Consider the following 14,624-nt stretch of genomic DNA (forward strand, 5'->3'; position numbering starts at 1 on the left):
AGTGTGCCCGAACGTCGCGGAGCTGCGGCCGGGACTCGGCCGCAGAGCCGTATCCGCACGCGTTTCAGGGCGTACCGGCGACCGCGATCACGGCCTTGCGCGCGGCCACCTGGATCGGATCCCACACCGGCGAAAACGGCGGCGCGTAACCGAGATCCAGCTGCGCGACCTGCTCGACCGTGAAATCGGCGGTGAGCGCGACCGCGGCGATATCGACGCGTTTGGCCGCGCCCTCCCGCCCGACGATCTGCACACCGAGCAGGCGGCCCGTCTCGCATTCGGCGAGCATCTTCACCGTCATCGGCGCCGCGTCCGGGTAATAGCCTGCGCGACTGGTGGATTCGATGGTCACCGTCACGAACCGCAGCCCCACCGCGTGCGCGTCCCGCTCCCGCAGACCGGTGCGCGCCACCTCGAGATCGCAGACCTTGCTGATCGCGGTACCCACCACACCCGGGAAACCGGCATGACCGCCGCCCACCCGGGACCCGATCACCTGCCCCTGCTTGTTGGCGTGCGTGCCCAGCGGGACATACCGGCGGCGGCCGGACACCAGGTCCAGCACCTCCACGCAATCCCCACCCGCCCAGATGTTCTCGTGCCCGAGCACCCGCATCCCCGGATCGGTGAGAAGGCCGCCGAACTCGCCCAGCGGTAGGCCGGCCGCGCGAGCCAGCCGGGTGGCGGGGATGACGCCGATCCCGAGCACCACCACATCGGCGGGGTATTCGGCATCGTCGGTGACCACGGCGGTGGCCCGGCCGTCCGGCCCGGTGCGGATCTCCAGTACCTCGGCGTCGTCGATCAATTCGATGCCCAGGCCGCGCATCGCCTTGCCCACCAGCGCACCCATATCGGGGTCCAGGGTCGACATCGGCTGGGGTCCGCGGTTGACCAGCGTGACCTGGAAGCCTCGATTGATCAGGGCCTCGGCCATTTCGACGCCGATGTAGCCCGCGCCCACCACCACGGCGCGGCGGCCGGTGGTCTGCTCGAGCGAATCGATCAGCGCCTGACCGTCATCCAGGGTCTGCACGCCGTGCACGCCCGGTGCGTCGATGCCCGGTAGCGGCGGCCGGATCGGTTCCGCGCCGGTGGCGATGACGAGTTTGTCGTAGGCCGTCCATGATTCGGCCCCGGTGTCGAGATCGCGCGCCCGGACGCGATTACCCGGCACATCGATCTCGATCACCTCGGTGCGCATGCGCAGTTCGATATCGCGGGCCCGATGCTCCTCGGGCGTCCGCGCGATGAGGGCGTCGCGCTCGCGCACGTCACCGCCCACCCAGTACGGAATCCCGCACGCCGAATAGGAAGTGAACCCTCCCCGTTCGAAGACCACGATCTCGAGCTCGCTCGCCGCGCGCTGCCGCCGCGCCTGCGACGCCGCCGACATGCCGGCCGCATCCGCGCCGATCACCACCAGTCGCTCCACCGCGCCCACGCTACCGCCGGAGCGGCCCGGGACGGTCGCACCTCCGTACCAGACAGTCGCGCCCGGTCGCGGCACCGTCTCGGCATTTGCCCAAACGGACCCGCGGAATATCGGCGTTCTGCGAATGGATTGCCGGGTCACAGCGCTGGAAGGCTCCACTGCATGAACAGTGTTGTTCGGTCGACCGTGCGCAGACGCGGCTGTGTCGCCCTGATGGCCTCCGCAGTGCTCTCGACAGCACTGTCTCATCCAGGCATGGCGGCCGCCGATTCCGAACCGGTGAGCGCGGCGAGCGACCGTCAGGAACAAGTCCTGTCCACCCACGACGGGATCGTCACCTCGTATGTCAGTCTGGCGCTGCCCTTGCCCGCCGACGCCCCACCGCATCCGGCGAGCTGTGACCGCGTCGGGTTCCTGCGGTACCGGCCGGCGGACGGGCCCGCGGCCTCCGCGGACGCGGACCACATCGTCGTTCAGGAGCAGGGACTCGGTGGCGGAGCGGAGAACTCGGACAGTGTCGCGTTCAATACCGTGCACTCCGCGCGCGCCATGGGGCAGCACATCGAGTTCTGGGCGCTGGCCCGGCGCAGTGCCTGCCTGGACGAGACCGAGGGCTTCGACTACGCGCTGAAGAGCGGCAACTACCTCGATGCGGTGGACTACTACTTCAACGGGAAACCGCTGGACGGCAAGGTGTTTCCCGGCTTCAAGACCTCCGCCGATCTGGCGGTGCTCGACGATATGGGCCTCGAGCGGATCGTCCGCGACCAGTACGAGGTCATGCTGCACGAAGTGCCCAGCCAGGCGCAGCGGCAGCGGGAATTCGTCTGCACCGGAATCTCGCTGGGCGGCTTGGTGACCGGCTTCTTCTCCGACTGGGATTTCGACGGGCATCCGGGCGCGGATCAGTGCGCGGCCTTCGCCGCCCAGGATTCGATGATCTCGTCCGATCCGGTCGCCATCCAGAACACGCCGTTCCTGCACGATCTCACCGATGCGATCGTCGGACCCACGGATTCGGTCGTGCAGGCGGGGTTCCGCGGCGGCGTGATGCCGCGCATCTTCGGCCCGATGCCGGTGCTGGGCACCAAGACCTTCATGCTGCTGCGCCTGGCCGGTCTTGCCGCGCACCTGGATCCGGACGGTGAGAGCGCACTGCTCGCGCACCTCCCCCACGACCTGGAGATCGACACCACGCTGAACTACCTGTTCGCGCCGAGCTGGAGCGCGTTCGCCACCAATGGCGCGGACGGCTCCGGCACCATCCGCGACTACCGGTTCACCAATACCGCTCTGCTGGGTGTGCTGATCGACAACAACTCCACGAACTTCACGCTGTTCCAGCAAGGTGTGGGCGCTTTGAGCGGCGGGCCGGTGCAGGAGAAGACCTTCCCCAATCCCGGATCCCTCACGCAGCTCCCGCTTTTCGGCGGGTTCCTCAAGATCAGCGCCGGAACCCAGGAGCGTGTCGCACCGACCGATCGCAACGCCCTCTACACGTGGCGCAACTACGACGACACCGCCGGCATCCCCTTCACCACGCCCGCGCACGAGGTCGCCGATATCCGGGACGCCGCCCGGCAGCTCGCCATGGGATCACCGTATGCGTACTGGGAGACCTACTTTCCGCTGCGCGCGGTCGTGGACATCGGCGCCGGATACGGCGGTGCGCGCAGCGGCGAGATGGCCGGACTCCGCTATCACGGCATGAGCCGCGCCAAACCGAACTACGTCGCCTGGGCCGGCGACAGCGCCGTGCAGGGCACGGCGGGCACCTTCTTCCCCGCGCCCGCCTCGGCGAACGTGGTGACCCTGCCCGGATACAACCACGTCGACACGATCGGAGCCGCCGCCGTGCAGAATGACGGAAACCCCGACTACAGCGGCGAGACCCTCGCCCGATTCATCCGGACGCTCGGCTGATGCGGCCCGTCTTCGCAGCCGTGATCTGCTGCACCGCAACGATTCTGGCTGGTACCGCGCTGCCGCTCGCGGCGCACGCGGACCCGGTGCGGCTCGGCGTGCCCGATCAGGAGATCGTCACGCCCATCACCGGCGATCCGGGACTGGGTGACGATGTCGAGGCCAGCTATGTGCGACTGCACTATCCGAGCCCGTACTCCACGATGGCGCATCCCGAGGCGTGCGACTGGATCGGCTATGTGCGCTACCGGTCGAAGCAGGGCCCGGCGAACAGCGCCGATGCGGACGCGGTACTCACCGTGCAGCCCGGAACCTATTCCAGCGCAGCGAATCTCGACACCCAAGGCCCGCAGGTGGTGCGCAAGGCGGCCGAGAAGGGCAAGCACGTCGAATACATCTCCCTCGTCCGGCGTTCCACCTGTGCCGAGGACCGCACCGGCTGGGAGGCCGCGCAGCGGGCGAACGACTATCACGTGGCCGCCGACTACTACTTCCACGGTGCGCAGATCGACGGGCACACCTATCAGTACAAGACGCCCGAAGATCTGAATTACCTAGGCGAATACGGGCTTTCGCTGACGCTCGACGATTGGCGGGCCGTCATCGAGCATCTGCTACCGGATCCGGCGCAGCGCACCAAGAGCTTCTGCGGCGGGCATTCGCTGGGCGGATTCCTGACCGGGCCGATGATGGCGTGGAACTTCACCGGCGACGCCTCCAACCTGGACTACGCCGGATTCAACCTGTGCGGCGGCGGCACCATCCCGGAGGACGGTTTCGCCATGACCGATCCCGCCGGGTTCTCCGGTACCGGTGTGCTCGACCAGGTGATGTCGGCGGCGGGCGGGGCGATCAAGAACGCCGTGAACTTCCTGGTGCAGAACGGGCTGGGAGTGGCGCAGCTGCCGGTCATTTCGGCCTCGGAGGTGATGAACACCTACTATCTCGCCGCCATGGCCGCCGATCAGCGACCCGATGACGAGAGCGACCTGAAGAACCTGGTGCCGCGCGATCTGCGGACCGAACCGTGGATGCGCGCCATGTACGGCAAGGACTACCTGGACCTGTTCACCGGTGCGAACCTGCCGGACGATTTCCGGCTCACCAATACCGCGCATCTGGGCATGTTCTTCGATCAGAACTCGGCCGAGTACGTGATGCAGGCGGGGCTCGGGTTCTACGACTGCCCGGTGGCGGGCAAGACGTATCCGATACCGAACGGGCTCGCCTCGGTGCCGATCCTCGGGCCGACGCTCTTCGTGATTCCGCTGCGGGTCGGCTACGGGCAGAACTATGTGCCCGCCGATCATTCGCAGCTGTGCGGCTGGAAGAACTACGACCAGGTGCCGCCGTCGAGTATCGACGGGCCGGTGCTCGGGCACGGTCCGGCCACCGATCAGGACCACGAGGTGACCGATATCCGGCAGTTCGCGCACGCCATGAATCCGGGCTGGCAGCCGGTCGGCTACTTCGAGGAATACACGCCGCTGCGGCTCATCACCGATACCGTGTTCGCGCTCGGCGTCGGCCGGGACGGCGACCTGGCCAAGCTCACCTACCGCAACGGCGGCATCCTGAACTTCCTGCTGCACGGCGACACCTGGCAGAGCACGCCGGCCGGGAAACGCAATCTGACCTTGCTCAGCGGTGATTCGCCGGTCCAGAATGCGGGCCTCGCCGGACTGCTGCCCTACAACGCGAAGTACATTCCCGGTTACCGCCACTACGACGTGGTGACGGCCGCGGAGAAGCAGAACAACGGCATGCCGGAGCTCGCCAGCTCCTACATCGCCAACTTCATGATCCAAGGGACCTAGCAACCGTTCGACCGAAGCCGGAGGGGCCAGCGTGGAACAGACCCGACCCCCTCATGGCTCGAACGGCAGCGGCCCGGAAAGCTCCACCGTGGACATACTGCGACAGCAGGCCGACGACCTCATCCGGGACTTCACCGCGGAGACCCTCTCCTTCAACGCCCTCCCGCAATCGATCATCGACGCCGACTTCGTGCACAGCGCACAGCTCAATATCGAACTGTTCTTCCGCTACCTCGCCGACGGCATCGAACCGGCGGAGACCGCGACCCGCCCACTGGTCGACCGCGCCACCGAACTGATCCGCGACGGCATGTCGGTCGCCGAGGCGCTGGGAAACTACCGGGAGGGCGCCCGCTTCTTCTGGACCCAGCTGGCCCCGCTGGTCGAAGCGCAGGACCCCGCCATGCTGCCCGAACTCGGCGCCCGCCTCACCGGCTACCTGGGCCTCATCACCGCCCGCATCGCCGAGGCCCTCGTCACCGATGTGCGCCAACCCCATTGGGAACTACTGGAACATCAGCACGAGATAGCCGACGCCCTGCTGACCGGCCGAAAACTGGGCGGCTGGGTCGGCGACCCCGAAACCCCCCTCGCCGACGCCTATCTGGTGACCGTCATCCGCCTCGGCGCGGCCGCCCCCGGCGCCCTCACCGCGGTCCGCCGTGCCCTGGCCGCCGAACCCGGCACCCTCCTGCACCGCGACAGCGCCGGCTGGACCGCCCTCCTCCCCCTCCACGGCGAACGCCTCCCCCACCCACTGCAAAGCCTGACCCAACCGAAACCCACAGCCGCAGAACCACATCCGCAACTCTGGATAGGCATAGCCCCCGCCGCCTCCCACGATGCCATCCCCCACGCCTACACCGAAGCCAGAATCGTCGCCGACGCCGCCCGCTGCCTCCGCCGCCCCGAAATCGTCTGCCGCCACCAGGACATGGTCCTCGAATACGCGATAGCCGCCTCGGGACCGGCTCGCAAAAGCCTTACCGCCCTATTGATCCCACTGGCCGAGCACCCGCTCCTGAGCGAAACCCTCGACGCCCTCATAGACAACCAACTCAACACCAGCGCCGTAGCCCGAGCCCTCCACGTCCACCGCAACACGGTCCACTACCGCCTCACCCGCATAGCCGAACTGACCGGCCACGACCCCCAGCAACCCCACGGCATCGCCGCCCTGGTCGCCGCCAAAACCGCGGCGACCTTGGACCGCAACGCATTCCAGCCCTGATCGAACGGTCCCGCCTCAGGCGTCGGTGCGTGCGGCCTCGGTGGCGACAGCCTGCGGAGTGGTGGTGGCCCGGCGGACAGCGCCGGTGCCGATGGCTTCGACGTTCTCGGTGCCGTGGATGACGTCGGTGAAGGCACGGGTGACGGCTTCGTTGTCGGCCATGGCGGCTTCGCAGCGGCGGGCCAGGTCGTGGCGGTCGGTGCCGGGGGATTCCAGTGGCTGGAGGGTGATTTCGGCGGTGACGCCGCGGGCGTGGAGGACTCGGCGGATGGAGTCGCCGAGGGAGTCGACGCCTACGAAGCCGGGGACCGTGGAGAGGTCGCCGTGGCGGTCCACGTAGCGCAAACGGATTGGCTGGACGGGGGTTTCGGCGTCGACGGCGGCTTGGAAGAGGGCGGGGCGGAGGCGGCCGTGGGCGCGGCCGCACCAGGTGGTGCCCTCGGGGAAGAAGGTGATGCGCTCGCCGGCGGTGAGGCGGCGGGCCATGCTGTCGATGACCGCGGGGAGGGTGCGGAGCTTCTCGCGTTCGATGGGGATGACGCGGACGCGCTTGGCGATATCGCCGAGCATGGGCCACTCGACCATGTCGGCGCGGGCCACGAAGGCCATGGGCTCGACGGCGGTCAGGGCGACGATATCGGTCCAGCCGATGTGCCGGGCCGCGACCAGGACGCCGCCGGAACGGTCTTCCGGGCCGCGATTGTCGATGATGCGGACCCGGATGCCACAGGAGCCCAGCAGCATTCGCGCGTAACGGCGCTGCACGGCCGGACGGTGCTTGCGCGGGGTGGCGTAGTGCGCGAGCGGGAAGCTGACCAGGGTGCCGACAATGCCGAGGACGCGCGCCGCGACGCGCAGTCTGCCCGCCTCGGCGGCGGCGTCGACGCAGGTCGGGCCGCACGGGCTGGACGGCATCCAGGCGTGCACCGGCTGGGCGGGCGGACACGACAGGGGCGTGGTGTCCGGAGCGAGGAGGGCGGGCATCATGGGTGCGTCACCGGCCTAGAGACTGTTGGCAGCGCCTTGCAGGCGCTCCAGATAACGGGTGTTGATGGTCGACAAGCCCAGCAGGGCAACGAAATCGGCGACGGCGAACTCGGGATCGTGGGCGGGCTCGCCGCAGATCTCGGCGCCCAGGCGCAGGTAACCGTTCAGCAGCGGCGGCAGCTTGGGGCGCGCCGGCGCCTCCAGCTCCTCCAGGGAAACACCGTCCACCACGACCGGGTTGTACGGGCGCACATGGCGTTCCGCGGCCAGCGCGTGCTTCTTCATGAGCATGTCGCGGACCCCGCGCACGTTCACGCCCGGCTGATCCTCCGGCGTCATCTGCATGGGAACGGAGACGCAACCCATGACCCACTCGTAACCGGTGAGCTGGATGTAGTGCAGGATGCCCGCCCACATGAGGGTGAGCACCGAGCCGTTGCGGTGATCGGGCACCACGCAGGCACGGCCCATCTCGACGATCCGGTGACCGGTGGGATCCAGTGCGGCCAAATCGAATTCGGTGGCGGTGTAGTAGCCACCGGCCGCGGACACCTTGTCCGGCGGCAGCATGCGGTAGCAGCCGACGAACTGATCGGTCAGCTCGTCCCGCACCAGGAGGTGGTCGCAGTGATCATCGAAGCGGTCGGAATCCAGGCCGGTGCCATTGTCCGGAATGGTGAAGCCCGGCTCGTTGGCGAACACCTGGTAGCGCAGGCGCTGGGCGGCCTCCCGATGCTCGGCGTCGGAGGAGACGACCAAGGAGTACTGGGACCGGCCCGTCGTGCGGGGCGGTTCCGGCTTGACATATGACGCGGGGGCGAGGCTGGCGCTCGACGCTGCCATGGTGGTCATACGCTTGATCAAGCCAGTCCCAGACTGCCTTGGCGCTACCGCCAGATGACCTGGCGATGCCAGTCGGGTGAACGCGACGCAGACCACACCCAGCGTTCATCGGACCGCCTCCGAAAGTTCCCTACCAGGACAAACGCTCGTATTCTGGCTGGGTACGAGGCCGAATCCGAGAGCCGGCGGACCGGGAATCGGACACTGGATCACCCTGCCGCGCGGCCCGGGAAGAGCGCGCCGCGACGCGTGGAAGATGCAAGACTACGCCTGCTCACAGCGGTCCGCGCACCGGGGTAAGGATGCTGGACGGCGGCCGATCCGGCGCCTCCCGGGCGCGGGCGCACCCGGGGGTTCACCGCCTCAGATGAGCGCGCGCAACGGACCTTCGGGGACCTCGACGCCCATCGCCGTCAGCGCCGAGGAGTGATAGATCGAACCGGGCGTGTGGATGGCATGCTGCAGCCCCACATGCGCGTCACGCCAGAAGCGTTGCAGCACACCGGTCCTGCGCGCCGCATTACCGCCGGAGCGGGCGAAGATCTCGTCGACCGCGGTCACGGCGCGCCAGGCGCAGCGAGTCTGATTGCGGCGCACCATCGAACGGTCCGCGAAACTCACCGCCTCGCCGGCCTCGATCTGGTCGTAGAGCCGGCTGATGCCGTCCAGCAACTGGGTGCGGGACGCCGCGATCTCCGCCGCCGCCTCCGAAATGGCGTACAGGACATAGGGATCGTCCTTGATCCGGGTGTGCATGGCCGTGACCCGCTCGCGCTGATAGTCCAGATGCGCCGCCATCGCGCCCTCCGCGATGCCGATCACCGCCGCGGTGATACCCAGCGGGAACATGGCCCAGAACGGCAGCCGGTACACGGTGTCGGTGCGGCCCGCGCGGGCCGCCGCGCTCTCCCCCTCGGCCACCTCACCGGCGTCGATGGTGCGGTACTCGGGAATGAACGCGTCCTCGACGAGGACATCCTTGCTGCCCGTACCGCACAGGCCGATGACATCCCAGGAGTCCTCGACGATCGTGTAATCCGCGCGCGGCAGCACCACGTGCAGCACCTTGGGCGGTTGCGCGGGCGCACCGTCGGGGCCGGCCACCAGCGCGCCGAGGAAGATCCAGTCGCAGTGATCGGTGCCGGAGGAGAAGTTCCAATGCCCGCGGAGCCGGTAACCACCCTCGACCGGAGTGGCGATGCCCTGCGCGGCGTACGGCGACGCGATCCAGATATCCGGGTCCTCGCCCCAGACCTCGTCCTGCAGTTTGCGATCCATGAGCGCCATCTCCCACGGATGCACACCGCCGACGCCGCACACCCACCCGGTGGAGCCGCAGTACCGCGACACCGCCATCACGGCCTCGGCGAAATCGCGTGGGTGGGCGGCGTATCCGCCGAACTCGGTGGGCTGCAACATCCGCATGACGCCCGCCTCGCGCACCAGCGCGACGCTCTGATCGGACAATCGGCCGAGCTGCTCGGTCTCGGCCGCGTGCGCGGCCAGCCGATCGCCGAGTTCCGTTACGCGGCGCACTACTTCGTGCGACATCACGCACCTCCGAATCACTGTGTGGGACAACCCACCGGCACGGGTGGGTGCCGACGACGGTAGGCCCGATACCGGCGCGTGGCGAGCCCTGTTTCCGTTCAGCGGAAGGGCGCGAGGATCAAACGGGTGGCCAGGCGCAGGTCCGATTCGGCGAGCTCCCGGGGCAGTTTGTGGTTGAGGCCGGAAACCAGCACACCCCACCAGCTGTAGATGAGCAGCCGGATGGCGGCGAGATCCGCGCGATCCGGCACCTGGTCACCCAGGGTGTCCAGAATGGCGCGCACGATCATCAGATCCGGCATGCCGTCGTCATCGGGCGGCCCGGCCACATACGAGGCGGCCGCGGCATGCATGAGGGTCGCGCACAACTTCGGTGTACTCAGCAGATCCCGGCTCAACGCCACCAGCCGCTCACCGAGATCCTCGACGGGATCCCCGGACGACCCGATCCAGTAGCGCGTGACGAAACGGTCGATGCGCGCCTCGAAAACCGCTGCGAACAAATGCGTTTTGGACGGGAAGTAGCGGTAGAGCGTGGCGATGGCGACATCCGCGCGCCGGGCCACGTCCAGCATCTGCACGCGTTCGTAGTCGGCCTCGGCCCCGAGTTCGGCTGCGGCGTCGAGGATCCGCTCACGGCGCGCCACCTGCCGCTCGGAAATGGGCGCGGCGGGCCGCCGCGCTTCAGCGATGCGCGCCACCGTGCTCCTCCGCTACGACGTCGGTATCCGAGCAGAAAGGCGTCTGCCCGCAGCGCGTGGCAGCCGGACCATCGGACAGCTCCCGCAGCACGGCCCGCGCGGCAGCGGCCAGCACGGGTGCGAGACGCCGCATCGGTGTCCGCACATCGCAGACCGCCGAGAGGGCGCCCACCGGCCCGTCGGGCGTGCGCAATGCGACACCCGCGCAACCGATGTGCGGCACGCATTCACCACGTTCGAAGGTGAGCCCGCTGACCGATCGAATGTGCACCAGCTGGCGATGCAGGACGCCCACATCACCGATGCTGCGCGGAGTCCGGCGCGGCAGGCCGTCCCGGTAGAGCGCGTCGACATCCTCGGGCGGCAACCAGGCCAGCATGGCCTTGCCCAGCGCGGTGCAGTGCGCAGGCGCGCGGCCACCCACCCGGGACGGCACCTCGACCGCGGCCGGTCCGCCCATCTTGTCCAGGTAATACACCTCGGCGCCGTCCAAGACGGCCAGATGGATGACGAGTCCGGTGCGCACCGCCAGCTCGTGCAGCACCGGCGCCGCGGCCGCGCGCAGCGCCGAATGCTCGAATTCGCGGCCGCCCAGTCCCAGTGCCCGCGGCCCGAGCCGGTAGCCGTTCGGGCCGCGGTCCAGCCATTGCAGGCGCACCAGTTGCTCGATGATGCGGTAGGTCGTCGACCGGGGCAGCCGGGTGCTGCGGGCGATCTGCTCCAATGTGCGCCGTGTGCGGGGGTTCTCGAACAGATCCATGATCAGGGTGACGCGTTCGATCATCGACGGCGGCAACGGGGATCGGCCGGAATCGGGCCGGGCGTCCCCACTCAACACTGAGGTCATGCCACTCACCTTCAAAACTGAAATTGATTACAGTTCCGAAGCTAGCAATCGGCCTGCCGCCGCGGAAGGCTTCGAGCGTCGAAGGTGGGCAAGGGTTCCGGTGAGTGGAACACCGGCCCCGCGGTCACTCAGGACGACGCCGCCGCCGCGGCCCGGCGCGCGACGGTGGCGCTGATCTCGCCGCGCCAGGTCTCCAGCGCGCGGGTGGTGTCGAGCTCGTATTCGAAGCGGTCCACCATCTCCGGCCGGACCTCGGCGACATCCACATAGAACTGCTCGTACCAGCGGCGCAGCTGATAGACCGGCCCGTCCTCCTCGCACAGCAGCGGATTGTCGATGCGCGCCTTGGACTTCCAGATGGTCACATCCTGCTCGAATCCGAGCTTCACCCAGTCACCGAGCGCGATCGCCGTCTGCTCGGCCGCCGCCGCATCCAATCCGGCTGCCTTCTCGACGATGATGCCGTACTGCAGCACGAACGAATTCGCGTCGATCGGATAGTGGCAGTTCAGCAGGACGGTGCGATGGTCGCCGTGCTCGTAGTGGTAGGTCAGGTCGTCGATCATGAACGAAGGACCGTGATACGAGGCCACCGAACTGTTGCCCAGCAACTGCGGCTGACCGACCGGGCCCGGCAGGTCCTCGCGCGCACCACTCTCGAAATACTGCGTGGCCGTATGCCCTTCGAAGACGTTCTTGAAGAACGTGGGCAGCGAACCGTGCACGTAGTAGAAGTGCGCCATATCGACGACATTGTCGACGATCTCCCGGCAATTGGTGTGCACCACCGTGCTGTACCAGTGCCAATCGGTCCATTCGGCGCTGCCCGCGCCCTCGATGCGCGGAATCGTCACGTCCGGCGGCGGCGGATTGCCCTCCGGATCGTTCCAGACGAACAGCATCCCGTCCTGTTCCAGCGTGGTCCACGCCCGCGTGCGCGCCAGCGGCGGCACCCGCCGGGCGTACGGGATCTGCTTGCAGCGCCCGTTCCCGCCCCAGCGCCAATCATGGAAAGGGCAGGCGATCTCATCGCCCTTCACCTCGCCCTGCGACAGATCCCCGCCCATGTGCCGGCAGAAGGCATCCAGTACGTGCAACGCACCACCGTCGCCGCGGAACACGACGAGTTTGGTGCCGAAGGCCTGCACGGGATGCGGCCGCCCGTCCCCGAAATCCCTGATCAGGCCCAGGCAATGCCAGCCGCGGGCGAATCGTGCCGGGGCCGGAGCGGCCTCGATCCGGCGTACTTCCTGAAATTCTGACTCCACCGTGCTCATGGCCACCGTTCTAACACCGGTAACTCGGCTGTCGCAGAACGGTTTTCACTGACCGAAACAGCGGTCAATCCCGGAACAACAGCGCCGAATCCCCAAATTCGTGCCACAGAAGGCCGCTCTCCAGCGCGGCCCGGTAAGCCGCCCGCACCACTCGCGCCCCGGCCACCGACTCCAGCAGATGCAGGTGTGAGGCACCGGGCGCATGCCAGCCGGTGATCAGCCCGTCCACCGCCCGCGCGGGCCGCGAACCATCCAGCACGAGATCCGTCCAGCCGGACGCCGCATGCACCGAACCATCGGCGCCGACAGCCGATTCCAGCGCACGGGTCACGGTCGTCCCCACCGCGATCACCCGGCCACCCGCCGCGTGCGCGGCATTCACCAGGCGCGCCGTCGAGGCCGACACCCGGAAGCGTTCGGGACTGGGCGGCTCCCCCGTCTCCGGCGAGGACACTCCCGTATGCAGCGTGATCGGCGCCAGCGCGATGCCCGCCGCCACCAGATCGGTCACCAGCGCCTCCGTGAACGGCCGGCCGGCACTGGGCATTTCCGCGCTGCCCGGCTCGCGGCCGAACACCGTCCGGTAGTAGGACGACGACCAGCGCTCCGGCACATACGCATACGTGATCGGGCGACCGTACCGCGCCAGCAATCGCCGGACACCGTCACCGGCATCGCCACCGCCACGCCGATCGAAGCCCATCCGGGAACCGTCACTTCGATCACCACCACCCCGCCCCTCGATGCCCGATCGGGCACCGTCACTTCGATCGCCGGCACCGCCCCGATCGATGCCCGAGCCGGTCGGCCGCACGGTCGTTCCCGCCACACCGTGGACGGCGGCTTTCGTGATCGCCACCTCCGGAACCAGATCGGCGATCCAGAGGCGAGCGCCGCCGGCCAGCCACGGCGCGCGCAACTCCAGCGCCTGACCGTCCGGAAGCCACACGTGCGCACCGGATTCCAGCGGGCGGCCGGACCACGGGACACCCCTCGGGTCCCGCAGTTCCACCACCCAGCCGCCGTCGTCGAGCCAGGTCGAGAAGTGCAGTACCCCTGTCTCGTCCCGGTATTGGGCGTCCACGGCCGCGTCGAGGACGGCCGAATTGTTCACCACCACCAGGTCTCCCGGGTAGAGGAAGTCCGGTAGTTCGCGGAATCGCGCGTGGGTGAGCGTGGATTCGTCGCTCACCAGCAGCCTGACCTCGTCCCGGGCCAGTCCGCGCGCCTCCGGCGGGCGGGTGGCGGACAGCTCGGCCGGGAGGGTGAACTCGATGGCGTCCATGCTCAGTGTCATGACGCCACCGGCAGTTCCGACGCGACGTATCGGCCGCTCGCCGGGCGGGTGTCGAGCAGGTGCAGGAGGGCGGGGACCACGGTTTCGGGGAGCGGGCGATCCGAGATGTCCTCGCCGGGGAAGGCGGCCTGATGCATCTCGGTGCGCATATCGCCCGGATCGAAACTGTAGATCCGCAGCGCGGGATTCTCGGCCGCGAGCACATTCGTCAACTGATCCAGGGCCGCCTTCGAGGCGCCGTAGCCGCCCCAGCCCTCGTAACCACCGACCGCCGCATCCGAGCTGACATCGATCAGCACACCGTCCGCGGCGCGCAGGGACGACAGGGTCAGTTGCGCGATCGCCAGGGGCGCAAGGACATTGGTGTCGAGCACCGCCGCCAGCTCGGCGAGCGGATAGTGCTCCAGTGCGGGTAGTGGGCTCGGGCCGAGGGCGCTGGCATTGTTGAGCACCAGATCCAGCGGCCGCCCGCCGATCACGCGCGCGAGTTCGGCGCGGTGGACCGGATCGGCGATATCGCCGGCCACGGCCACCGCACCGGTCTCCGCGCGAATCTTCGCCAGCCGATCCTCGCCGCGCGCAGTGAGGATCAACTGCCAGCCGCGGCCGGCCAGAGCGAGCGCTACCGCCCGCCCGAACCCGGCCGACGCCCCGGTGACCAGGGCTGTTTTCGTGGTTTCTGCCATACAGCCATGGTGAAACCTGAACCTCTGTT

General features: G+C 68.4%; 12 protein-coding genes. 3 read left to right on the top strand and 9 right to left on the bottom strand.

Annotated features, from left to right (window positions below):
- Nucleotides 1-64 precede the first annotated feature (64 nt).
- Entirely contained in the window at nucleotides 65-1,435 is a 1,371-nt protein-coding gene (locus ACH438_RS09415; RefSeq protein WP_397003070.1) for an FAD-dependent oxidoreductase, read from the bottom strand.
- Between the two features lie 255 nt (nucleotides 1,436-1,690).
- On the opposite strand from ACH438_RS09415, the gene ACH438_RS09420 reads away from it, so the two are divergent.
- From ACH438_RS09420 to ACH438_RS09430, 3 genes are all read left to right on the top strand, one after another.
- On the top strand, nucleotides 1,691-3,358 hold the full coding sequence (locus ACH438_RS09420) for a hypothetical protein (RefSeq protein WP_397003072.1): 1,668 nt from the start codon (nucleotides 1,691-1,693) through the stop codon (nucleotides 3,356-3,358).
- Entirely contained in the window at nucleotides 3,358-5,175 is a 1,818-nt protein-coding gene (locus ACH438_RS09425; RefSeq protein ID WP_397003074.1) for a hypothetical protein, read from the top strand. The genes ACH438_RS09420 and ACH438_RS09425 overlap by 1 nt, the downstream gene beginning before the upstream one ends.
- An 88-nt stretch (nucleotides 5,176-5,263) precedes the next feature.
- Nucleotides 5,264-6,406, top strand: coding sequence for a PucR family transcriptional regulator (locus ACH438_RS09430; protein ID WP_397003076.1), 1,143 nt, complete (start codon nucleotides 5,264-5,266; stop codon nucleotides 6,404-6,406).
- A gap of 15 nt (nucleotides 6,407-6,421) precedes the next feature.
- Here ACH438_RS09430 and ACH438_RS09435 read toward each other — a convergent pair whose 3' ends face one another.
- From ACH438_RS09435 to ACH438_RS09470, 8 genes are all read right to left on the bottom strand, one after another.
- Nucleotides 6,422-7,390 (bottom strand): lysophospholipid acyltransferase family protein, encoded by a 969-nt coding sequence (locus tag ACH438_RS09435; RefSeq protein WP_397003720.1) that lies wholly within the window; start codon nucleotides 7,388-7,390, stop codon nucleotides 6,422-6,424.
- An 18-nt stretch (nucleotides 7,391-7,408) separates the two neighbouring features.
- Nucleotides 7,409-8,245 (bottom strand): GNAT family N-acetyltransferase, encoded by an 837-nt coding sequence (locus ACH438_RS09440; RefSeq protein WP_397003078.1) that lies wholly within the window; start codon nucleotides 8,243-8,245, stop codon nucleotides 7,409-7,411.
- A gap of 354 nt (nucleotides 8,246-8,599) precedes the next feature.
- Nucleotides 8,600-9,787, bottom strand: coding sequence for a hydroxylase (locus ACH438_RS09445; protein WP_397003080.1), 1,188 nt, complete (start codon nucleotides 9,785-9,787; stop codon nucleotides 8,600-8,602).
- A 98-nt stretch (nucleotides 9,788-9,885) separates the two neighbouring features.
- Nucleotides 9,886-10,488, bottom strand: coding sequence for a TetR/AcrR family transcriptional regulator (locus tag ACH438_RS09450; RefSeq protein WP_397003082.1), 603 nt, complete (start codon nucleotides 10,486-10,488; stop codon nucleotides 9,886-9,888).
- On the bottom strand, nucleotides 10,472-11,335 hold the full coding sequence (locus ACH438_RS09455) for an IclR family transcriptional regulator (protein WP_397003084.1): 864 nt from the start codon (nucleotides 11,333-11,335) through the stop codon (nucleotides 10,472-10,474). The genes ACH438_RS09450 and ACH438_RS09455 overlap by 17 nt, the downstream gene beginning before the upstream one ends.
- Before the next feature lie 128 nt (nucleotides 11,336-11,463).
- Nucleotides 11,464-12,612 (bottom strand): Rieske 2Fe-2S domain-containing protein, encoded by a 1,149-nt coding sequence (locus ACH438_RS09460; RefSeq protein WP_397003086.1) that lies wholly within the window; start codon nucleotides 12,610-12,612, stop codon nucleotides 11,464-11,466.
- A gap of 64 nt (nucleotides 12,613-12,676) precedes the next feature.
- On the bottom strand, nucleotides 12,677-13,909 hold the full coding sequence (locus ACH438_RS09465; RefSeq protein WP_397003088.1) for an S-adenosylmethionine:tRNA ribosyltransferase-isomerase: 1,233 nt from the start codon (nucleotides 13,907-13,909) through the stop codon (nucleotides 12,677-12,679).
- Nucleotides 13,906-14,595, bottom strand: coding sequence for an SDR family NAD(P)-dependent oxidoreductase (locus tag ACH438_RS09470; protein WP_397003090.1), 690 nt, complete (start codon nucleotides 14,593-14,595; stop codon nucleotides 13,906-13,908). The genes ACH438_RS09465 and ACH438_RS09470 overlap by 4 nt, the downstream gene beginning before the upstream one ends.
- Between the last annotated feature and the right edge of the window lie 29 nt (nucleotides 14,596-14,624).

The organism is Nocardia sp. NPDC020380 (assembly GCF_044386975.1).
Taxonomy (GTDB): domain Bacteria; phylum Actinomycetota; class Actinomycetes; order Mycobacteriales; family Mycobacteriaceae; genus Nocardia.

Coding starts and splice junctions, on each gene's coding strand:
- ACH438_RS09470 (WP_397003090.1), bottom strand. CDS start 14,595: ATGGCAGAAACCACGAAAACAGCCCTGGTCACCGGGGCGTCGGCCGGG.
- ACH438_RS09425 (WP_397003074.1), top strand. CDS start 3,358: ATGCGGCCCGTCTTCGCAGCCGTGATCTGCTGCACCGCAACGATTCTG.
- ACH438_RS09460 (WP_397003086.1), bottom strand. CDS start 12,612: ATGAGCACGGTGGAGTCAGAATTTCAGGAAGTACGCCGGATCGAGGCC.
- ACH438_RS09445 (WP_397003080.1), bottom strand. CDS start 9,787: ATGTCGCACGAAGTAGTGCGCCGCGTAACGGAACTCGGCGATCGGCTG.
- ACH438_RS09435 (WP_397003720.1), bottom strand. CDS start 7,390: ATGCCCGCCCTCCTCGCTCCGGACACCACGCCCCTGTCGTGTCCGCCC.
- ACH438_RS09420 (WP_397003072.1), top strand. CDS start 1,691: ATGGCGGCCGCCGATTCCGAACCGGTGAGCGCGGCGAGCGACCGTCAG.
- ACH438_RS09465 (WP_397003088.1), bottom strand. CDS start 13,909: ATGACACTGAGCATGGACGCCATCGAGTTCACCCTCCCGGCCGAGCTG.
- ACH438_RS09455 (WP_397003084.1), bottom strand. CDS start 11,335: ATGACCTCAGTGTTGAGTGGGGACGCCCGGCCCGATTCCGGCCGATCC.
- ACH438_RS09440 (WP_397003078.1), bottom strand. CDS start 8,245: ATGACCACCATGGCAGCGTCGAGCGCCAGCCTCGCCCCCGCGTCATAT.